17 protein-coding genes and 2 pseudogenes are annotated in these 21508 nt (G+C 64.2%); 17 read left to right on the top strand and 2 right to left on the bottom strand.

The genetic code is table 11. The features are described from left to right. Positions 1-33 precede the first annotated feature (33 nt). Positions 34-975, bottom strand: coding sequence for a helix-turn-helix domain-containing protein (locus tag Q8N40_RS01970; protein WP_305710611.1), 942 nt, complete (start codon positions 973-975; stop codon positions 34-36). 132 nt (positions 976-1107) lie between these two features. On the opposite strand from Q8N40_RS01970, the gene Q8N40_RS01975 reads away from it, so the two are divergent. The 14 genes and pseudogenes from Q8N40_RS01975 (at position 1108) to Q8N40_RS02040 (ending at position 17669) form a co-directional block, all read left to right on the top strand. Continuing rightward, the gene (locus tag Q8N40_RS01975; RefSeq protein ID WP_305710612.1) at positions 1108-2334 is read left to right on the top strand and encodes an amino acid ABC transporter substrate-binding protein; all 1227 of its coding nucleotides are present in this window, start codon (positions 1108-1110) and stop codon (positions 2332-2334) included. 30 nt (positions 2335-2364) lie between these two features. Next, positions 2365-3234: a branched-chain amino acid ABC transporter permease gene (locus Q8N40_RS01980; RefSeq protein WP_305710613.1), complete on the top strand. Its 870-nt coding sequence runs from the start codon at positions 2365-2367 to the stop codon at positions 3232-3234. Then, entirely contained in the window at positions 3231-4178 is a 948-nt protein-coding gene (locus Q8N40_RS01985; RefSeq protein ID WP_305710614.1) for a branched-chain amino acid ABC transporter permease, read from the top strand. The genes Q8N40_RS01980 and Q8N40_RS01985 overlap by 4 nt, the downstream gene beginning before the upstream one ends. Further along, the gene (locus Q8N40_RS01990; protein ID WP_305710615.1) at positions 4175-4921 is read left to right on the top strand and encodes an ABC transporter ATP-binding protein; all 747 of its coding nucleotides are present in this window, start codon (positions 4175-4177) and stop codon (positions 4919-4921) included. The genes Q8N40_RS01985 and Q8N40_RS01990 overlap by 4 nt, the downstream gene beginning before the upstream one ends. Next, a pseudogene (locus Q8N40_RS01995) lies at positions 4914-5390 on the top strand (ABC transporter ATP-binding protein); the annotation flags it as partial. The gene Q8N40_RS01990 and the pseudogene Q8N40_RS01995, both read left to right, overlap by 8 nt. Before the next feature lie 273 nt (positions 5391-5663). Then, the gene (locus Q8N40_RS02000; RefSeq protein ID WP_305710623.1) at positions 5664-7115 is read left to right on the top strand and encodes an aldehyde dehydrogenase; all 1452 of its coding nucleotides are present in this window, start codon (positions 5664-5666) and stop codon (positions 7113-7115) included. A 372-nt stretch (positions 7116-7487) separates the two neighbouring features. Next, the gene (locus Q8N40_RS02005; RefSeq protein WP_305319097.1) at positions 7488-8561 is read left to right on the top strand and encodes an efflux RND transporter periplasmic adaptor subunit; all 1074 of its coding nucleotides are present in this window, start codon (positions 7488-7490) and stop codon (positions 8559-8561) included. A gap of 48 nt (positions 8562-8609) precedes the next feature. Further along, positions 8610-9290, top strand: a complete 681-nt coding sequence (locus tag Q8N40_RS02010) for an ABC transporter ATP-binding protein (protein ID WP_305710616.1) — start codon at positions 8610-8612, stop codon at positions 9288-9290. Further along, positions 9287-10447 carry an FtsX-like permease family protein gene (locus Q8N40_RS02015; protein WP_305710617.1) on the top strand — a complete coding sequence of 387 codons (1161 nt, stop codon included), beginning with the start codon at positions 9287-9289 and terminating at the stop codon, positions 10445-10447. The genes Q8N40_RS02010 and Q8N40_RS02015 overlap by 4 nt, the downstream gene beginning before the upstream one ends. Before the next feature lie 2 nt (positions 10448-10449). Then, positions 10450-11637 (top strand): ABC transporter permease, encoded by a 1188-nt coding sequence (locus Q8N40_RS02020; protein WP_305710618.1) that lies wholly within the window; start codon positions 10450-10452, stop codon positions 11635-11637. Between the two features lie 408 nt (positions 11638-12045). Next, on the top strand, positions 12046-14103 hold the full coding sequence (locus Q8N40_RS02025; protein WP_305710619.1) for an ABC transporter ATP-binding protein: 2058 nt from the start codon (positions 12046-12048) through the stop codon (positions 14101-14103). Positions 14104-14151: 48 nt separating this feature from the next. Further along, the gene (locus Q8N40_RS02030; RefSeq protein WP_305319092.1) at positions 14152-15765 is read left to right on the top strand and encodes an ABC transporter substrate-binding protein; all 1614 of its coding nucleotides are present in this window, start codon (positions 14152-14154) and stop codon (positions 15763-15765) included. A 57-nt stretch (positions 15766-15822) separates the two neighbouring features. Continuing rightward, complete coding sequence (locus tag Q8N40_RS02035) at positions 15823-16779, top strand: ABC transporter permease (RefSeq protein ID WP_305319091.1); 957 nt, start codon at positions 15823-15825, stop codon at positions 16777-16779. After that, complete coding sequence (locus Q8N40_RS02040; protein WP_305710620.1) at positions 16776-17669, top strand: ABC transporter permease; 894 nt, start codon at positions 16776-16778, stop codon at positions 17667-17669. The genes Q8N40_RS02035 and Q8N40_RS02040 overlap by 4 nt, the downstream gene beginning before the upstream one ends. Positions 17670-17680: 11 nt before the next feature. Here the strand turns inward: Q8N40_RS02040 and Q8N40_RS02045 are convergent, their stop codons facing one another. Beyond that, positions 17681-18229: a cupin domain-containing protein gene (locus Q8N40_RS02045; protein ID WP_305710621.1), complete on the bottom strand. Its 549-nt coding sequence runs from the start codon at positions 18227-18229 to the stop codon at positions 17681-17683. Positions 18230-18440: 211 nt separating this feature from the next. Between Q8N40_RS02045 and Q8N40_RS02050 the strand changes: the two genes are divergently transcribed. The 3 genes and pseudogenes from Q8N40_RS02050 to Q8N40_RS02060 all read left to right on the top strand — a co-directional run. Beyond that, on the top strand, positions 18441-19721 hold the full coding sequence (locus Q8N40_RS02050; protein WP_305710624.1) for an aspartate aminotransferase family protein: 1281 nt from the start codon (positions 18441-18443) through the stop codon (positions 19719-19721). Positions 19722-19914: 193 nt separating this feature from the next. After that, the gene (locus tag Q8N40_RS02055; protein WP_305710622.1) at positions 19915-21180 is read left to right on the top strand and encodes a D-amino acid dehydrogenase; all 1266 of its coding nucleotides are present in this window, start codon (positions 19915-19917) and stop codon (positions 21178-21180) included. Between the two features lie 76 nt (positions 21181-21256). Further along, a pseudogene (locus Q8N40_RS02060) lies at positions 21257-21508 on the top strand (histone deacetylase family protein); the annotation flags it as partial.

Consider the following 21508-nt stretch of genomic DNA (forward strand, 5'->3'; position numbering starts at 1 on the left):
GGTGAGATCGAAGTGGTCAGCAAGGCCGCGTGATCACGGCCATGCCGCGTAAAACGGCCCGCGCTTCGCCTGTTCGGCCCTGGCGCGGCGCCGGTAGGCGCCGGGCGGCATGCCCTGGTGCTTCTGGAAGAACCTGCTGAAATAGCCAGAATCCCGAAAGCCCAGGCCGTAGCCGATCTGTTCGACCGGGAGGTCCAGCTGCTGCAGGCGGGTACAGGCTTCGTGAATCAGCCGTTCATGGACGATGGCGCGCGGACTGCGGGCTTTCTCGCGTTTGCAATGCGCATGCAGCCGGTCCTCGGTGACACCAAGTGCTGCCGCATAGCGCGAGATCGGCCAGCTATCGCGGTAATGCAGTTCGACGAGCTGCAGGAAATTTCCGACCAGCCGCGGTCCGTCGCCGCGCAGCCTATCTTCGCTGCCGGATTCGTCCGAAACGGCCGAGCGCCACAACAGCAGGCAAAGCTGCAGCACATGGGATGCCATCATCGTCGTGCTGCCGCGTTGCGGTTCGCGCAGCTCCCGCACCAGCATGGCGCAGGAGTTGGTGACCGCGCCGAGCGCGCCGGCGATTTGCGCGCCGCTCAAGATCACCAGCCGATCGGTGGTGCGCCGCAGATGCAGCGCCTCGGCGCTGCCGGCCACGGTGCGAGTCAGAAGGTCTTCCGAAACGGCGACGAAGTATCCGCGCGTTCCAGCCTCGACCTGAACGTCGCCCTCGACCCCGCCTGGTAACCAGAGCAAGGCAGGAGCCTCGAATCTTACGGATGTGCCGCGCAGGGCCGCGGAGCCGCTCCGTGTCTCGATCACGAGCAGATGGGCGCGCCGGATATCATCCTGATGAATCACCCAGTGCCGGGGGGCGAGCCCGCCGGAAAAGCCTTCCGCATGCAGCACCGAACCCGCCTGCGCGACGAAGCTGGCCGGACGTGAAGGGGGCAGGGCACTGTAGACCTGAGACAATCCGTCGCTCACATCAGGAGTAGATCGGCGAAATAGTACAATCTTTGCCCGGTTACGTCCAATTTATTGTCGGAACCGCTCGACTAGTCTCCTCGCGTCGAACGCCATCCAAGGCGACGGACGAAAATGCTCTGGGAGGAGAACATGGTTTCATCAGTCACACGCCTGGCAGCGGGATTGGCCGCGATCGCCGGGGTTGCCAGCCTTTCGGCGGTCGAGCCGGTCCTGGCGCAGTCGTCAGTCAAGATCGGCTACGCCCTGTCGCGCACCGGACCGAATGCCGGCGGCGCCGCGGTGACAACGCTGCCCAATTATGAAATGTGGGTGAAGGAGGTAAATGCCGCGGGCGGTCTGAAACTCGGCGACAAGCGGGTGCCGATCGAGGTCGTGCAATATGACGATCGCTCCAGCGCGGAAGAAGCGGCCAAGGCGCTGGACCGGCTGATCACCCAGGACAAGGTCGATTTCATCCTGCCGCCCTGGGGCACCGGCCTCAATCTCGCGGTCGGGCCGATCCTGAACAAGGCCGGCTATCCGCATCTGGCTTCCACCGCGGTCACCGACCGCGCGCCGGAACTGGCGAAGCGCTGGCCCAACAGTTTCTGGTTGCTCGGCACCAGCGCGGGCGCGTCTAACACGCTGGTCGAACTGCTGGTGAAGCTGCGCGGCGAGGGCAAGATCGGCGACACCGTCGCGATGGTCAGCGTTGCCGACGGTTTCGGCATCGATCTCTCGGCCGCCGCGCGCCCGGCACTGGCAAAAGCCAATTTCAAGCTTGCCTATGACAAGACCTATCCGGTCGGCACCCAGGACCTCAGCCCGATGGTCAACGAGGCCAAGGCGCTCAACCCCGACGTCTTCATCGCCTTCAGCTATCCGCCGGATACGCTCGGGCTCACCGAACAGGCGAGGATCGCCGGTTTCAATCCCAAGATCTTCTACACCGGCGTCGGCACCGCGTTTCCTTTGTACAAGAGCAAGTTCGGCGCCAACACCGAAGGTGTGATGGGGATCGGCGGCTGGAGCGGCGACAGCGCCGCGATCAAGGACTACTTGGCCCGCCACAAGGCGGCGTCGGCGAACGGCGCCGAGCCGGATCGCTGGGCCAGCGCGGTGACCTATGCCAGCCTGCAGATGCTGCAGCAGGCGATCGAACGGGTCGGCAAGATCGACCGCGAGGCTGTCATCAAGGATCTGCAGACCGGGACCTTCGACACCGTGATCGGCAAGGTCAAGCTGGAGAACAACCTGCCGACCAAACACTGGTGGGTCGGACAGTGGCAGGGCGGCGAGTTCTACGGCGTTGGCCCGGCCAGCAACGAAGGCGCGCGCGCACCGGTTGTTCCCAAGCCGGCATGGAAGGCGCCGTGATATCGAGATCGCTGCGGCGCATTTAAGGGAATGACCAACGCCATCTTCACCGGCCTGATGCTCGGGGGCATGTATGCGCTGATCGCCATGGGGCTTACCCTGCAATATGGCGTGGCGCGCATCATGAACCTGTCCTACGGCGAATTTCTTGTCGCAGCGTCCTTTGCCTCCTACTGGCTGTTCACGGGATGGGCATTGAACCCGCTGCTGGGGCTGGCGATCGTGGTTCCCATCGGCTTCGGCGTGAGCATTATCCTGTATCGCGTTCTGCTCACGCCGCTGGTGCGCCGCGCGCCGACGCGCGACGCACTCGAGGTGGACAGCCTGCTGGCCACCTTCGGCATGATGTTCATCGTCCAGGGCATCATGCTGACGATGTTCGGCGGCGCCTATTTCAGCTACTCGTTCCTCTCGATTCCGGTCACGGTGTTCGGCGAAACCCTGGCGCTGAACCGGCTGATCGCGTTCGGCCTTGCGGTGGTGTTCGGGCTTGCGCTGTATCTCGCGCTGACCCGCACCCGGTTCGGCACCGCGATTCGCGCCGTCGCGGTCGATCCCACGGCCGCGCGGCTGGTGGCGATCGACGTCACCTCGGTATCGGCTTTCGCTTTCGCGCTGGGAGGCGCGATGGTGGCCGCCGCCGGCGTGCTGGTCAGCATGTTCCTCACCTTCAGCGCATCGTCCGGCGTCATCTTCACCATGAAGGCGTTGATGGTGGTGGTGATGGGCGGCGTCGGCAATCTGCTCGGCTGCCTGGTCGCAGGCCTTGCGCTTGGCCTCAGTGAATCCCTGGTGGCGACCTTCGTCGATCCCGGCCTGACGCTGGCCGTGAACTTCGCGCTGTTTCTCGGCGTCCTGCTGGTCAAGCCGGCTGGCCTGTTCGGAAGGGCACAACGATGAGCCCGACGCAAATCGCAGCGCTGGCGGCAGGTGGCGCAGGCCTGGTGGTGCTGGCGCTGCTGCCGTTCTACATCGATGCCTATTATCTCTCGCTCTCGATCAGCCTGCTGCAATTCACCGTGCTGGCCACAGCGTGGGGATTGTTCTCCGGGCCGACACGTTACGTGTCGCTGGCTACCACCGCGTTCTTCGGCGTCGGCGCCTATACGGTGGCGGTGCTCGGCGAATTGCTGGCATGGCCGCTGGTGCTGCTGATCGCGACCGCGATCGGCGCGCTGATGGCGCTGATCGTGGGCATTTCAACGCTGCGGCTCAGCGGCCTGCATTTTGTCATCTTCACCTTCGGCCTCGCCGAACTCGTCCGCCAGCTCGTGATCTGGTACGAGGTCAACAAGACGCGGGTGCTCGGCCGCTACGTGTTCGTCGATATCACCCAGAGCGACATCTACTGGCAGCTGCTCGCGCTCGCGGTCGCCGTGTTCGTGATCGGCTGGCTGATTGCCCGCTCGCGTCTCGGTTTTGCCCTGCGCATCATCGGCGAGGACGAGACCGTCGCAAAACATTGCGGGATCAATGTCACACTTGCAAAAGTGACGCTGTTTACGATCAGCGCTGTCTTCATCACGTTGGTCGGCGCGATCATGGCGCCGCGCTGGACCTATATCGAGCCCTCTATCGCGTTCAACCCGACGATTTCGTTTCAGGTCGTGATCATGGCGCTGCTCGGCGGCGCGCACCGGCTATGGGGCCCTGCGGTCGGCTCGATCCCGCTGACGCTGCTGTTCGAGTTTCTGTCGACGCGCTTTCCCGCTACCTCGACCCTGATCATCGGCATCGTGTTCCTGCTGATCGTCTATGCGCTGCCATCGGGCGTGGTCGGATTGTGGGAACGGGTCAGCCGGAGGAAGCCGGAACCGCCGGTCGCGCCACAGGTGCAGGCATGACGGCCGCGTCGCCCGCGCCCGTGCTCGAGGTCTCGGGATTGACCCGCGCCTTTGGCGGGCTTGTCGCGGTCAATGCCATCGACCTCGCGGTGCAGACCGGCCAGATCGTCGGGCTGCTCGGTCCCAATGGTTCCGGCAAGACCACGGCGCTCAACCTGATGTCGGGCGTGCTGCGTCCGGACTCCGGCAGCATCCGGTTTGCCGGACAGGCCATCGAGGGCTTGCCGGCCCATCGCATCGCGCGTCTCGGCCTCGCGCGGACGTTCCAGCTGGTCCGTGTCCTCAACGGCATGAGCTGCGCCGAGAACGTCAAGGCCGGCCTTGCATTCCATCGTCCGCCGCTGTCGCGCGGCGAGATCGACGAATCCGTCGATCGGCTGTTGCGGCGTGTCGGGCTGGCGAACCGGGGCGGGCTGCCGGCATCAGGGCTGACCTACATCGATTGCAAGCGGCTGGAGCTGGCGCGTGCGCTGGCGCTGAAGCCGCGGCTGCTGCTGCTCGACGAATGGCTCGCGGGGTTGAACCCGTCGGAATTGCTGATCGGCATCGAATTGATCCGCTCGCTGAAGGACGAGGGGCTGTCGATCCTGCTGGTCGAACACGTCATGGACGCGATCCGCTCGCTGTGCGACCGCTGCGTGGTCATGAACAGCGGCCGCCGTATCGCCGAGGGCCGCCCGGACGAGGTGCTGGCCGATCCCGCCGTGATCGAGGCCTATCTCGGGGTGTCGACCGATGCTTGAGGTGTCAGCCGTCAGCGTCGCCTATGGCCAGCACCGCGCGCTGAGCGACGCGGCGCTGAATGTCGACTGCGGCGAGATCGTCGTCATTCTCGGCGCCAACGGCGCGGGCAAGACCTCCTTGATGAAGGCTATCGCCGGCATCATCCCGAGCCTGCCCGGCAAGCGCGTCGCGCTTTCCGGCCGCGATATTTCGCGGCTGCCGGCGCACGAGATCGTCGAGGCGGGTCTCGCCTCGGTGCCGGAAGGACGCGGCATTTTCGGCGAGTTGACGGTCGGCGAAAACCTGCTGCTCGGCGCCAATCCGAAGCGGGCGCGCGACAGCGAGGTCGCGCGCCGCAAGCAGGTGCTGTCGCTGTTTCCCCGTCTCAATGAACGGCTGGGCCAGATGGTTCGCACCATGAGCGGCGGCGAGCAGCAGATGGTGGCGATCGGCCGCGCGCTGATGTCGAATCCGGACATCCTGCTTTTGGACGAACCGTCGCTCGGCCTGTCGCCGCTGCTGGTGCGCGAGTTGTTTTCAGCGCTGCGGCAAGTGCGCGAAACCGGCGTCGGCCTGTTGATGGTCGAGCAGAACGCTCGGGAAAGCCTGGCACTCGCCGATCGCGGCTATCTGATCGAGAACGGCAAGATCGTCGGCAGTGGCTCGGCGCAGGCGTTGCAGTCGGATCCCGCGGTGCGGCGGGCTTATCTGGGCGGAATCGAAACCGGCGCAAAGCCTGGAAATCATGGAGGGAAAGTCGCAATGAACAAGATCAACCTGTTGCTTGAAAACCAGGACGTCGAGGCGATCGATGGCGTGACCTTTGAACGCATCAACCCGATGACGGGAGTGGTCGCTACCCGCGCGGCGGCGGCCAAGATCGCCGACGTCAAGCGCGCGGCTGACGCCGCCGCGGCGGCGTTTCCGGCGTGGTCGGCGACCGGCCCGAGCCAGCGCCGCATGATCCTGCTCAAGGCAGCCGATGTGCTGGCGAGCAAGACGCCGCAATTCATCGAGTTGATGGCCGCGGAAACCGGCTCGACCGCCGGCTGGGCCGGGTTCAACGTCCATCTCGCCGCCGGCATGCTGCGCGAGGCTGCCTCCATGACGACGCAGATTTCCGGCGAAGTGATCCCCTCCGACAAGCCCGGATGCATCGCGATGGCGATCCGCCAGCCCGCCGGGGTGGTGCTCAGCATCGCGCCGTGGAATGCGCCGGTCATCCTCGGCGTGCGCGCGATCGCGCTGCCGCTGGCCTGCGGCAATACCGTCGTCCTCAAGGCGTCCGAAATCTGCCCCGGCACGCATCGGCTGATCGCGGAATGCCTGCGCGAAGCCGGCCTGCCGCCGGGCGTCCTCAACGTCATCACCAATGCGCTGGAAGACGCGCCGGCGCTGATCGACGCGCTGATTTCCCATCCCGCCGTGCGCCGCATCAATTTTACCGGCTCGACGCGGGTCGGGCATATCATCGCGCAGACCGCCGCGAAGTATCTGAAGCCGGTGCTGCTCGAACTCGGCGGCAAGGCGCCGCTGCTGGTGCTCGACGATGCCGACCTCGACGCCGCAGTGGCGGCTTCGGCGTTCGGCGCTTTCATGAACCAGGGGCAGATCTGCATGTCGACCGAGCGCATCGTGGTCGACAACAAGGTCGCCGACGCCTTTGTCGCCAAACTGGCGACCAAGGCCGAAACGCTGGTGGCCGGCGATCCGCGCAAGGGCAATACCGCGCTCGGTTCGCTGATCGGCGTCGAAGCCGCCAACCGGATTCAGGGCCTGATCCAGGATGCGATCGGGAAGGGCGCGCGCGTCGTGGCCGGCGGCAAGGTTCAGGGCACGCTGATGTCGGCGACGGTGGTCGATCACGTCACCTCCACCATGCGGATCTACAACGAGGAATCGTTCGGCCCGGTGGTCTCCGTCGTCCGCGTCAACGGCGTCGACGAGGCGGTGCGGGTCGCCAACGACACCGAATACGGATTATCGGCCTCGGTGTTCGGCCGCGACATTGCGCGCGCGCTCGATGTCGCAAAGCGGATCGAGTCCGGCATCTGCCACGTCAACGGACCGACGGTGCATGACGAGGCCCAGATGCCGTTCGGCGGCGTGAAAGCGTCCGGCTATGGCCGCTTCGGCGGCAAGGCGGGCATCGCCGAGTTCACCGAGCTGCGATGGATCACGATCGAGACCGGCCCGCAGCATTACCCGATCTGAGGGAGTGCAAGAACTTGTCCGGGCCCTCGGCACGTCGACGAGTATGCGGAGGAAAGGTATTTGGGTATGTTCTTTGGGCCTTGGCGGCACTGGCCCTGTGTTCCGTGATGGCTGGACGGCGGAGGAGGTAGCTTCCGCCCCTATTAGGCCGGAAATTCCCGGCAGTCTTTCCTGAGAACAGATTTGGCCGCCGGTGTGCGCCGAACGCGATTTTCCTGGTCTCGGCTGTCGGATCACCGGGAGCATGAGCGTCTTGGAAGGGTGGCGCGACACGCCGGCGAAATGTCAAAAGGATATCGTGAGCAGGCGGGACGAGCCATCACGCAGCGCCCGTCAGGGCCAGCGTTCCGAACTGCCGGGATCATCGAAGCAATGACGGACGAAAAGACCAAATTGCTGAGGTCGCTCGCGATCGACCGAAGCGAAAATCAAGCAGCGCCCTCAAGCGGCCGCAGTTCGCGCTGGCTGCTAGCTGCGACCGCGGGTGTGGTCGTGGTTGCAGCGATCGTCGCCGCTGTTTTTGTCGTGCCGGAACTTCGGGCCCCGCGTGCCGTCGAATCCGATGCGGCGAAATCGACGGTTGCGTCCGTTCCGCAACCCCCGCCTCAAGCTTCGGCCAGCAGGGACACAGGAGTTCTGGCCGCCTCGGGTTATGTGGTTGCCCGCCGCAAGGCCACCGTTGCTGCCGAGATCACCGGCAAGGTGATGGAAGTGCTGATCGAGGAAGGCATGACCGTCACCCAGGGGCAGGTGGTGGCGCGGCTCGACAGTGTGCTCGCCGAATCGGATCTGGCGCTGGCGCAGTCGCGCGTCGAAGCCGCCGATGCCGCGATCGGCGCGATTTCGGCCGACCTGCAGGACGCCACCCGAATCCAGGCGCGGGTTCAGACGCTGGCGCAGAAGAACTTCGCGACCGATGCCGAACTGACGCGGGCTCAGGCGCGCGTTGGCGTGCTGACCGCGCAACTGCGCCAATCGCAATCGGTGCGCGAGACGGCGCGGCTCGATGCCGAGCGAACCGCCTCGGTACTCGAGAAATACACGATTCGAGCGCCATTCAGCGGGGTTGTCATCGACCGCAGCGCGCAACCGGGAGAAATGATCTCGCCGATGTCGGTCGGCGGTTTCACGCGGACCGGCATTTGCACCATCGTCGATATGGATTCGATCGAGATCGAAGTCGACGTCAACGAGGCGTTCATCGGACGTGTCGTTTCAGGGGGGCAGGTCAACGCCGTGCTCGACGCTTATCCGGACTGGTCGATACCGGCGTCTGTCATCGCCATCGTGCCGACCGCCAATCGGGAAAAGGCGACCGTCAAGGTCCGCATCCGGTTCGAGCGGAAGGATCCGCGCATCCTGCCCGACATGGCGGTGAAGGTCACGTTCAAGCGCGAGGCCAACGCCGGCGCGCTGCCGTCGAACGCGACCGTTTCCACCAACTGAATTCGAACCGATTTTGAAGGAGAAGAAAAATTGGCGTCGGAAAATCCAATGGTTGCTCTCGTTGGCGTAAACAAGCGTTTCGTCAAGGGCAAGGAAACGATCACGATCTTCGATCATCTCGATCTGGTCATCCCGCGTGGCGATTTCGTCGCGGTGATGGGACCGTCCGGTTCGGGCAAGACCACTCTGCTCAATTTGCTCGGCGGAATCGACCGCGCCGATGGCGGCGAGGTCCGCATCGCTGACAGCCGCATCGAGGGCATGTCCGAGGGACAATTGGCGAAGTGGCGCGCGGCCAATATCGGCTTCATTTTCCAGTTCTACAATTTGATGCCGATGCTCACGGCTGCGCAAAATGTCGAACTTCCACTGTTGTTGACGAATTTGCGCAAGAAGGAGCGGGCGAACCGCGTCAACACCGCGCTGTCGGTGGTTGGTCTCGCCGATCGCGTCAAGCACCATCCGCGCGAAATGTCGGGCGGCCAGCAGCAGCGCGTCGCCATCGCGCGCGCCATCGTGTCCGATCCGAATCTGCTGCTGTGCGACGAGCCGACCGGCGATCTCGACCGTCACTCCGCCGACGAGATTCTCTCGATTCTGCAGTTACTCAACAAGGAACTCGGCAAGACCATCGTGATGGTCACGCACGATCCGGCGGCGGCGCGCTATGCGAGGCGGACGCTGCATCTCGACAAGGGCCAGTTCGTCGAACAGGAGCTCGCGGCGTGAACGACTTCGATCTGGTACGGAAGAACCTGTTCCGGCGTAAACTGCGCGCGATATTGATGATCGTGTCGATCCTGATCGCGTTCATGATCTTCGGCGTGCTGGCCGGATTTTACCGCGCCTTCACGGCCGGCGAGGATCGTGCCGCCGCCGATCGGCTCATCACGGTCAACAAGATCAACTTCACCCAGCCGCTGCCGATTGCCTATTTCAATCGCGTGCGTGCGCTGGAGGGGATCCGGCAGGTGACCTTCGCCAACTGGTTCGGCGGATACTATCAGGACCCGAAGAATTTCGTGATGGCGCTGGCGATCGAGCCGGCGACCTATTTCGATGTCTATCGCAGCGAGTTCGATGTCGCGCCCGAGCAGCTTCAGGCCTTCGTCCGTGACCGCGGCAGCGCGGTGATCGGGGAATCTCTGGCGAAGAAATGGGGCTGGAAGGTCGGCGACCGCGTTCCGGTTGCGAGCAACATCTTCACTCAGCGCAGCGGCGGACATACCTGGGACTTCACCATCGCCGGCATCGTCAAGGGCAAGGCGCAGAACGTCGACACCAACTTCATGCTGTTTCAGTACGCCTATTTCGACGAGACCCGCTCGTTCGGCAAGGACACCATCGGCTGGATGATTCTCCAGACCAATTCGCCCGAGAATAACGACCTCGTCGCAAAGGCCATCGATGGGATGTTCGCCAATTCCACCGCGGAGACCTCGACCGATACCGAAAAGGCCTTCGGCAAGGCGTTCGCGGCACAGTTCGGTAACATTGCCCTGATCGTGTTCCTGGTGGTCGGCGCCGCCTTCGTCACCATCCTGATGATCGTCGGCAACACCATGGCGCTGTCGATACGGGAACGTACAAGGGAGATCGGCGTGCTGAAGACGCTGGGATTCTCGGGTGGGCGGATATTGCGAATGGTGCTGGGGGAATCGGTGCTGCTGGCGCTGCTCGGCGGTTTGCCGGGGCTGGCGATCGCCGCATTGATCACGCTGGCGTTGCGCGAAAGCCTCTCCAGTATCGCGCCGGCCTTCGCGGTGTCGCCGATCATTGCGCTGCAGGGCATAGCGCTGATGATCGCGCTCGGCCTGATCACCGGGATCATTCCGGCGCTCAATGCCATGCGGCTCAAAATCGCAACCGCGCTCGGACGGGGATAATCATGCGTTCGCTTTTGCTGCAGGTCATGGCGGTCACCTCGATCAATCTCAGGAGCATGGGGCAGCGCCGCTGGCTGTCGCTGTCGACGGTGATCGCGGTCGCGCTTGTCGTGATCGTGCTGCTCGCATTCCTCGCGATGGCCAATGGATTCCAGCGCACCATCGCCGGAGCGGGCACCGATGACATCGCCATCGTGCTTCGGGCTGGCTCGCAGGCGGAAATCAACAGCACGGTGAGCCGCGACCAGGTGCGCCTGATCGAAGACGGGCCGGGTATCGCGCGAGGCAGTGACGGCAAGCCGCTGATCTCGCCCGAGCTCTATCTCGTGGTCGACGGCCTCAAGCGCTCTACCAGGACCAAGGCCAACCTTCCGCTGCGCGGCACCGGTGAGCAGGGCGCGACGCTGCGCAAGGGCGTTGCCATCACCTCGGGCCGCATGTTCAGCCGCGGCAGTAACGAGGTCGTGGTCGGCAAGGCATTGCTGCGGGAATTCGAGGGTTTCGAGCCTGGCAGTACGGTATCTTTCGGCGCCACCCGCTGGACCGTGGTCGGCGTGTTCGAAGCCGGTGGCAGCGTGTTCGAATCCGAAATCTGGGCGGACCTGCCGGTGGTGCAAAGCCTGTTCAACCGCAACAACATCGTGCAGACGGTACGCGCGCGCCTCACCGCGCCGGCGGCGCTGAGCGCGCTCAGGACCTATAGTGACAAGGATCCGCGCTTGAAGCTCGACGTCAAATCGGAAGCCGCTTACTTCGCCGAGCAGGCGTCAAAGACCTCCGACCTGATCCAGAAGCTGGGCTGGCCGCTGGCGATCGCGATGGCGCTCGGCGCGCTGGCCGGCGCGCTCAACACCATGTATTCGTCGGTGGCAGCCCGCGCGACGGAAATCGCAACGCTGCGCGCCATCGGTTTCGGTGGTTTTCCGGCCTTTGTCGGCACGCTTGCGGAATCGCTGTCGCTGGCGGCGATCGGCGGGTTGCTCGGCGCCGCGGCGACCTATCTGATCTTCGATGGCGTCACGGCCTCGACCCTGGGCGGAAACTTCACCCAGGTGGTATTCGACTTCAAGCTCTCGGGATGGCTGATCGCCGAGGGCGTGGGGCTGGCGCTGGTCGTCGGGTTGGTCGGGGGACTATTTCCGGCGATCCGCGCAGCGCGAATGCCGATCGTTGCGGGATTGTACGCGTGATCGGTCGCCGGGCGTAGAGACCATCGAAGTCGACCCGGCGGAGTGCCGGGCCACGCTCGGTCCCTGCCATTATACCGCAAGTGCGAAGCGTTCTCTGCGTGGTCCTGGTGTTGCGGTCAATACTGCACCGGTCAGGTGGAGCTGAACCGGATGGAGCCGGCACCGGGGCATCATCCCGTGCGGCTGTAAGAACTTGCCGTGGACCGTCGAGGTCAATAGGATGGCGGTTCGGCCGGCGTCATAATGCAAAAACAGCAACGACCGGCATTCCAGGCGCTGGAGGGTTCCTGGGCGACGGCAGCGACGAAACGGCTTGGTTCGCGATTGCGCCGCTCCCGCGTTGTGTGGAGAGAGGGATCGTGGATGTCGAGTATGGCGCTGGCGGCGAGTTTTCGAGGGGGACAATAGTTGAACGTTGCCGAAACGAGCGACGACCTGCGTGAACTGCGGGACACGCGGCCGGAGGTGGGTGCGCCACTGCTGGAAGTCGACGACCTTCACACCCAGTTCTCCACCTCGCGCGGCATCGTGCGCGCCGTCGAGGGCGTCAGCTTCACGGTCAACCGTGGCGAGGTAGTCGCTATCGTCGGCGAGTCCGGGTCCGGCAAGTCGGTGACGGCGCTGTCGATCATGCGGCTTTTGCCGCGCCTTACCGGGAAGATCCCGAAAGGCCGGATCATGTTCGACGGCCGCTCGCTGCTCGATCTCGACGACGAGCAGATGCGCCAGATTCGCGGTCGCGACATCTCGATGATTTTCCAGGAGCCGATGACGTCGCTGAACCCGATCCTGACGATCGGACTTCAGATCAAGGAGCCGCTGCAGATCCACCTCGGCATGACCGACAGGGAAGCGCAGGATCGCTCCATCGAGCTGCTGCAACTCGTCGGCATCACCGATCCCGAGCGCCGGCTCGATCAGTATCCGCATCAAGTCTCCGGGGGCATGCGCCAGCGCGTGATGATCGCGATCGGGCTTGCCTGCAATCCCAAGCTCATCATCGCCGACGAGCCGACCACCGCGCTCGACGTGACCATTCAGGCGCAGATTCTCGAGTTGATGAAGAATCTGTCGCGCAAGCTCGACATCGCGCTCATCATCATCACCCACAATCTCGGCGTCGTCGCACGCTATGCCGACCGCGTCCTCGTCATGTATGCCGCCCGCGTGGCCGAGCAGGGGCCGGCCGAAGCGGTGTTCCACAACCCGCGCCATCCCTACAGCATGGGCCTGCTGCGCTCGGTGCCGCGCCTCGACCGTCCGCGCGGCGGCAAGCTGGAAACCATCGAGGGCCTGCCGCCGAATCTGGCGGATGCCTCCGCCGCCTGCCGCTTCGCGCCGCGCTGTCCCTTTCGCATCGCGGTCTGCGACCAGGAGCCGCCGCTGTTCGTCACCGATACCGGCAGCCTTTCACGCTGTCACCGTCATGAGGAGATCGCCTCCGGCAAGATTACCTGGTCGGCCGCCGGTGGCGCCGGGCTGAACTTCGCCGCCAATACCGAGGCGCCGGTGCTGTCGGTGCGCAACCTGACCAAGAACTTCGCTGCCTCAGGCGGCCTGCGCCGCGCCGTCGGCATGGTGCGCGCGGTGCAGGATGTTTCCTTCAGCATCTATCCCGGCGAAACGCTCGGGCTGGTCGGCGAATCCGGCTGCGGCAAGACCACTGTCGGCCGGCTGATCCTTCGCCTGGAAGAGCCGACCTCGGGCGAGATTCACTTCGAGGGCGTCAATCTGTCGACCGCCTCGCCGGCGGAGCTCAAGGCGATGCGGCGCAAGGTGCAGGTGATCTTTCAGGATCCCTACAGCTCGCTCAATCCGCGCATGACCGTCGGCCAGATCATCGGCGAGCCGCTGCATGTTTACAAGATCGTCGACGGCGGGCAGGTCGAGGCGCGCGTCGCCGAGTTGCTGGAGAATGTCGGACTGCGGCCGGAAATGGCCGAACGCTATCCGCATCAGCTTTCCGGTGGCCAGCGTCAGCGCGTCGGTATCGCGCGCGCGCTGGCGATGGAGCCCTCGTTCATCGTGTGCGACGAGGCGGTATCGGCGCTCGACGTTTCGATCCAGGGCCAGATCATCAATTTGCTCGAGGAGTTGCAGCGCAAGTTCAAACTCGCCTTCCTGTTCATCGCTCACGACCTTGCTGTCGTGCGCCATATCTCCGCCCGCGTGGTCGTGATGTATTTCGGCCGGATCATGGAAGTCGCGGATCGCGACACGATCTACGGCGGATCCCTTCACCCCTATACCAAGGTCTTGCTGGACGCCGCGCCGGTGCCCGATCCGACGATCGAAAAACAGCGTGAGCCGCGTCTGATCAAGGGCGAACTGCCGAGCCATCTGGCGCCGCCGACCGGATGCGTCTTCAGCACGCGCTGTCCGCAAGTCAGCCAGGAATGCCGGGAGGTGGTCCCGCCGCTTGAAGAAAAGCGACCAGGGCACTTTGCGGCCTGCATAAAGGTCTGACGACCGGCGCCTATAAACCAAAAAACGATCACACAGGGAGGATACGCAATGAAGATAACGAGAAGGACCGCCTTGCAGGGAACGGCCGGAGCGCTCGCGCTCGGTCTGGGCGGGTTCAATTTCGATTTCACCAGGGCCACTGCGCAGGCGCCCGCGGTCAAGCGCGGCGGCAATCTGAACTTCGCGATCAGCGCCGAAGCGCCGCACTACGATCCGCACGCCAGCGACACCTACGCCACGCTGCATTTGGCGGCGCCGTTCTATTCGACGCTGTTGCGCTTCAACCTGTCCAAGTTCCCGGCGCTCGAAGGCGACCTGGCGCAGTCCTGGACGGTGACGCCCGATCTCATGAGCTATACCTTCAAGCTCCATCCGAACGTCAAGTTCGCCGACGGCACGGCGTTCACGTCTGCGGACGTGAAGGCGACCTATGATCGTCTGCGCGACCCGCCGCAGGGCGTGGTGTCGACGCGCAAGGCGACCTTCGGCGATATCGGCTCGATCGAGACCCCCGATCCGCTCACCGTCATCTTCAAGATGAAAGCGGTGAATGCGGCAATGCTCGAGCACTTCGCCTCGCCGTGGAACGTGATCTACGCCGCCAAGGATCTGGCCGAGAATCCGGCCCTGCCGCGCACCAAGATCAACGGCACCGGGCCGTTCGTCTTCGTCGAGCACGTCAAGGGCAGCCACGTCGCCGGCAAGAAGAACGAGACCTACTTCAAGAAGGGTTTCCCCTATCTTGACGGCTTCAAGGGCATCTTCACCCTCCAGGCCGCCGCCATGCTCAACGCCGTCCAGGGCGGCCAGGTACTTGGCGAGTTCCGCGGCATCTCGCCGGCGGAGCGCGACCGCCTGGTGCAGACCATGGGCGACAAGATCCGGATCGAGGAATCGAGCTGGACGCTCAATCTTCTGGTCTGCTTCAACGTCGACAAGAAGCCGTTCGACGACGTGCGCGTACGCAAGGCGCTGCTGATGGCGATCGACCGCTGGGGCGGCAGTCAGGGCCTGTCCAAGATCTCCACGCTGCGTTCGGTCGGCGGCGTCGTGCGTCCCGGCTCGCCCTATGCGACGCCGGAAGCCGAACTGGTGAAACTGCCGGGGTTCGCGAAAGACATCAAGAAATCCCGCGAGGAAGCCAGGAAGCTGCTGAAGGAAGCGGGGCACGAAAACCTGTCCTTCGTGCTCTGGAACCGCAACCTCGCGATGCCCTACACGCCGGCCGGTATCTTCCTGGTCGACCAGTGGCGGCAGATCGGCGTTACGGTCGAGCACAAGCAGTCGGACACCGGCGCGTATCTCGCGACCATGAACGCCGGCAATCACGACGTGGCGATCGACTTCTCCAACCTGTTCATGGACGATACCAGCCTCGGTCTCGCCAAGTACCTCTCGGTCACGCGTTCGCCGGAAAACCGCTCGCGTTCGAAGGACGAGGCGCTCGACAAGCTCTATGACGATCACATGCGCGAGCGCGATCCGGAGAAGCGCAAGGCGATTGTCCGCGCATTCGAGAAGCGGCTGTTCGAGCAGGCCTATCAACAGCCACTGCTGTGGTGGCACCGTATCGTGCCGACCCACAAGACGCTGATGGGCTGGGGAATGTCGCCGAGCCACAACCTTGGCCAGCAACTCGAAGGCGTCTGGATCAACGCCTAGGCAACAGCCTCACTTGCCTCTCCCTGCTCCGGCAGGGAGAGGCCGCAAGGGGATTACATGCTTCGCTACACTATCAATCGCGTCCTGCTGATGATCCCGACCCTGATCGGGGTCGCGGTGCTCGTGTTCTTCCTGCTGCGTGTCGTGCCCGGCGACATCGTCGAGATCAAGCTGCGTGGCGACGGTGGCAGCGTCACGCAGGAGACGATCGACATGGAGCGCAAGCGGCTCGGGCTGGACCGGCCGCTGGCGACCCAGTTCGGCGACTGGATGGTGGGCATGGCCACGCTCGACTTCGGCAACTCGATGTGGACCGAGCGGCCGGTGGTTACCGAGATCGCGGGCCGCCTCGAATTGTCATTTCAGGTCGCCATCATGGCGACATTGGTCGCGGTCCTGCTGGCCATTCCCATGGGGACCATGGCGGCGCTGTTCCGCGACAGCTGGATCGATTACACGGTGCGGATTCTGACCATCGGCGGGCTGTCGATTCCATCGTTCTGGTTCGGCATGCTGATCATGTTGACTCTGCTGTCGCTGTTCAACTGGCTGCCGCCGATCACGTTCACGCCGATCTATGTCGATCCGGTCGCCAACCTCACGCAGTTGATCTGGCCGGCTTTGGCCGTCGGCTACCGCTACTGCGCGGTGGTGGCCCGCATGATCCGTTCTTCGCTGCTCGAAGTGATGAACGAGGACTATGTCCGCACCGCGCGCGCCAAGGGCGTCTATGAGCGGCTGGTGATCTCGCGCCACGCGCTGCGCAACGCGCTGCTGCCGGCCATCACGGTCATCGGCCTGGAATTCACCTTCCTGATCGGCGGCCTGGTCGTCACCGAGCAGGTGTTCAATCTCAACGGCATCGGCCAGTTGTTCGTCCAGAGCGTGTCGCGCAACGACTTCACGCTGATCCAGGGCATGGTGATGCTGATTGCCGCCTTCTATGTGTTCGTCAATCTTGCGATCGACCTGCTTTATGCCGTGTTCGACCCGCGCATCCGGTACAACGCATGACGATAGCCGACCCCAGCCTTCCTGCCGCGAAGACACGTCCGCCAAACGTGTATGTCGACTTCTGTCGCCAGCAGCCGCTCGGCGCCGTGAGCTTCGTCATTATCTTTCTGATGATGTTCGCGGGAATTTTCTCGCCGCTGGTGGCGCCCTACGACCCGCTGACGATCGATTTCGCTTCGCTGCTGGCGCCACCATCCGCCGACCACTGGTGCGGCACCGACGCCTACGGCCGCGACATCTGCTCCCGCCTCATCTACGGCTCGCGCACGGCGCTGGTCATCGGCTTCACCTCATCCTTCGTCGGCTCCACGCTCGGCGCCATCCTCGGCATCGCCTCGGCCTATTTCGGCGGCAGGATCGACGACTGGATCCAGCGCTTCGTTGACATCCTGCTGGCTTTCCCGCTGATCGTCCTGGCGCTGGTGGTGGTGGCCGCGTTCCGCAAGTTCTCGGTCGGCGGCGTCGATGTGAACCTGATCGTCGCCATCGCCATCCCGATCCTGCCGCGCGTCGCGCGCGTGGTGCGATCGGCGGCGCTGTCGGTGCGGGTGATGCCCTATGTCGATGCCGCGCGCGCGGCTGGCTACTCGCACACCCGCATCATCTTCCGGCACATGGCGCCGAACGTGGTCGCGCCCTACCTCATCATGCTGACCGCCTTCATCGCCCAGGCGATCCTGGCGGAAGCCTCGCTGTCCTTCCTCGGCCTCGGCGTGACCGAACCGACCGCTGCCTGGGGGCTGATGCTCTCGGGCAACGCCGCCGACTTCTACCGGCAGGCGCCCTGGATGATTCTCTTCCCGGGCATCGCGATCAGCCTGGCCGTGTTCGCCTTCAACCTGTTCGGCGACAGCTTGCGCGACTTCCTCGATCCGCGTTTCAAGCTATAGCGGCGGTTGCGTCAGAACGTCGGCGGCGTGCAGGCGCTGATCACCTCGCAGGGCTTGGCGCCGATGCAGCGGAAACGATGCGGCCGGCGGCTCTCGAAATAATAGGCGTCGCCGGGCCCGAGGATGCGGCGTTCGCTATCCACGGTCACCTCGAGCCGGCCGCTGAGAATGATGCCGCCTTCCTCGCCATCGTGAACCAGCGGAATACGCCCGGTGTCGCCACCCGGTTCGTAGCGCTCCTTCAGGATCTGCAGCGCGCGGCCGAACAGATTGTCGCCGACCTGGAGGAAGGAGATCTGTCCTTTGCCGATCTCGCTCAATTCGTCGGAACGGTAGAACACCTTGCGCGGCCGGTCGGGTTCGAGGGCGAAGAATTCCGCCATTCCCATCGGGATGCCGTCGAGAATGCGCTTGAGCGCGCCGACCGAGGGGTTCATCTGGTTGGATTCGATCAGCGAGATCGTGGAGTTGGTCACCCCGGAACGTTTGGCCAGTTCGCGCTGCGATAGTTTGTTGCGGCCACGGACGAAACGGAGCCGTTCGCCGACATCGATGCTCATCGTCGCCCCAAGGGTTGTGCCATGGCTGTTGAGGGTGTTGCGGATCGATTGAATATTGCCATACGAACATAACAAAATCAATGACTTGGGTAGTACAAGAAAAGGACTTGCTGCATTTTCATGAACATGGCCCGATGCGGCCCAGCCGCAGAGGGAGTCGCCCGTGACCATTCATCAGATCCCAAACACCGCCAGCCTCGATGCATTCTGGATGCCGTTCACGGCAAACCGGCAGTTCAAGGCGGAGCCCCGCCTGATCGCCTCCGCCGAAGGCATGCACTACACGACAGTCGATGGTCGCAAGGCGATCGACGCATCGGCGGGATTGTGGTGCGTCAATGCCGGTCACGGCCGCCGCGAGATCGCGGACGCGGTTCATCGCCAGCTCATGACGCTGGACTATGCGCCGTCATTCCAGATCGGGCACCCCCTGGCGTTCGATTTCGCCGAGAAGCTGGCGGCGGTCGCGCCTGCCGGGCTGGACCGCATCTTCTTCACCAATTCCGGCTCCGAGTCGGTCGACACCGCGCTCAAGATCGCGCTGGCCTATCATCGCGCAGCCGGTCAGGCGACGCGTACCCGTTTCATCGGCCGCGAGCGCGGCTACCATGGCGTCGGTTTCGGCGGCATGTCGGTCGGCGGCATGGTCAACAACCGCAGGGCCTTCGCAACGCATCTTCCGGGCGTCGATCATCTGCGCCATACCCACGATCTCGACCGCAACGCCTTCTCCAGGGGCCAGCCGGCGCACGGTGCGGAGCTCGCCGACGACGTCGAGCGTATGGTCGGGCTGCACGGCGCCGACACCATTGCCGCTGTCATCATCGAGCCGGTCGCCGGCTCGACCGGCGTGCTGATCCCGCCGCAGGGTTACCTGCAGCGCCTGCGCGCGCTGTGCGACAAGCACGGCATCCTGTTGATTTTCGATGAGGTGATCACCGGGTTCGGCCGGCTAGGCGCGCCCTTTGCCACCAACTATTTCGGCGTCACGCCGGATCTCATCACCTCCGCCAAGGGGATCACCAACGGCGTGGTTCCGATGGGCGCGGTGTTTGCGAGTCGCAAGGTCCACGATACGCTGATGACCGGACCGGCGAGCCAGATCGAGCTGTTCCACGGCTATACCTATTCCGCGCACCCGGTGGCCTGTGCGGCCGGCATCGCGACGCTGGAGATCTACCGGAAAGAGGGGCTGCTGACGCGCGGCGCCGAGCTCACCGAGTACTGGCAGGACGCCATGCACTCGCTGCGCGGCCTGCCGAGCGTGATCGACGTCCGCGCCATTGGTCTGGTCGCCGGTGTCGAGCTGTCGTCGCGGCCGGATGCAGTGGGTGCACGCGGCTACGACGTCATGGTCGACTGCTTCAACCGCGGCCTCGTGCTTCGCAATTCCGGCGATTCCCTCGCGCTGTCGCCGCCGCTGATCGTCGAGCGCAGCCATATCGACGACATTGCGTCGATCCTCGGCGACGCGTTGAAGCGCGTGGCCTGAAGTTTGCAAAGCTCCTCGCTACGGAATATCGGTGAGTCGCTTGCGGCCCATGCTTCGAGACGCTCGCGCTGCTCGCTCCTCAGCATGAGGTCGTTATCTTTCAACGAGTTGACCTCATCCTGAGGAGGCCACGAAGTGGCCGTTTCGAAGGATAAGCAGCAATGCCGATGCAGCGGCAGGAGCATAGACGATTGTGAAGGTTCTGGTTCTGGGCGGCGGTGTCATCGGCGTGACATCAGCCTATTATCTCGCCAAGGCCGGCCACGAGGTCACCGTGGTCGACCGCCAGGCGGAGCCCGGGCTTGAGACCAGTTTTGCCAATGCCGGCGAGGTGTCGCCCGGTTATGCTTCGCCGTGGGCCGGCCCCGGCGTGCCGGCCAAGGCGATCAAGTGGCTGTTGATGAAGCATGGCCCGCTGGTGATCTGGCCCAAGCTCGATCCGGCGATGTGGCTGTGGCTCGCCAAGCTGCTGCGCAACTGCACATCGGCGCGCTATGCGGTCAACAAGAGCCGCATGATCCCGGTCGCCGAATACAGCCGCGATTGCCTGCGCGCGCTGCGCGCGGAGATCGCGATCAAGTACGACGAGCGCAGCCAGGGCACGCTTCAGCTGTTCCGCACCCAGGCCCAGCTCGACGGCACCGCCAGTGATATCGCCGTGCTGCAACAGTACGGCGTGCCGTTCGAACTGCTCGATCGCGATGGCTGTATCGGTGCGGAGCCGGCACTTGCCGCGGCAAAACCCGAGATCGTCGGCGGCCTGCGGCTGCCGCAGGACGAGACCGGCGACTGCCATATGTTCACCCAGGCGCTCGCTGTTCACGCGGAAAAACTCGGCGTCCAGTTCCGCTTGGGGACCACGATCGAGGGATTGATAGCGGACGGCTCCCGGATATCAGGCGTCGCGACCAGCGCGGGCCTGTTGCAGGCAGACGCCTATGTGATGGCACTTGGCAGCTGGTCGCCCCGGTTGCTGAGGCCGCTCGGCATTTCGATTCCGGTGTATCCGATCAAGGGCTACTCGATCACGGTGCCGATTGCGGATCCCGATGCGGCGCCGGTGTCGACGGTGATGGACGAGAGCTACAAGGTGGCGATCACGCGGCTCGGCGATCGCATCCGGGTCGGCGGCACCGCCGAAGTTTCAGGCTATTCCGACACGCTGCATCCGGCGCGACGCGCCACGCTCAATCAATCGCTGACCGACCTGTTCCCGGGTGGCGGCCATCTGGGCAAAGCCACATTCTGGAGTGGATTGCGGCCCATGACACCCGACGGTCCGCCGGTGATCGGCGCGACATGCTATGGCAACCTTCATCTCAATACCGGCCACGGTACACTGGGCTGGACCATGGCGTGTGGCTCGGCACGCGTACTCGCGGATTTGCTGTCGGGCCGCAAGCCCGACATCGATTCGGCTGAACTTGCCATCACCCGGTACGACAATCGGTTTGGCTGAGTTCGGGGGCTGACTCAGAAGCCATCTGGTGCGACGCTGGCGCACTGGGACTCTGTTTGATCATGGGAGCATCCGTGTGAAGGCCGTCTATACCGAACTGCATCGAAGCCACGACCCGCAATTCTTTCTGGTCCGCGGTGTGGTCCAGCGAACCACCGAGCAGCCCGAACGCGCCGATCGGCTGCTGGCCGGACTCAAGGCGGGCAAGCACGATCTGGTCGAGCCTGTTGTGTTCGGGCAGGGGCCGCGGGCCCGGGTGCATAGCCCGGAGTATCTTGGTTTTCTCGCTGAGGCATGGGACGCCTGGACGGCACTCGGGGATTCCGGT

It is taken from the genome of Bradyrhizobium sp., from assembly GCF_030693485.1.
Classification (GTDB): domain Bacteria; phylum Pseudomonadota; class Alphaproteobacteria; order Rhizobiales; family Xanthobacteraceae; genus Bradyrhizobium.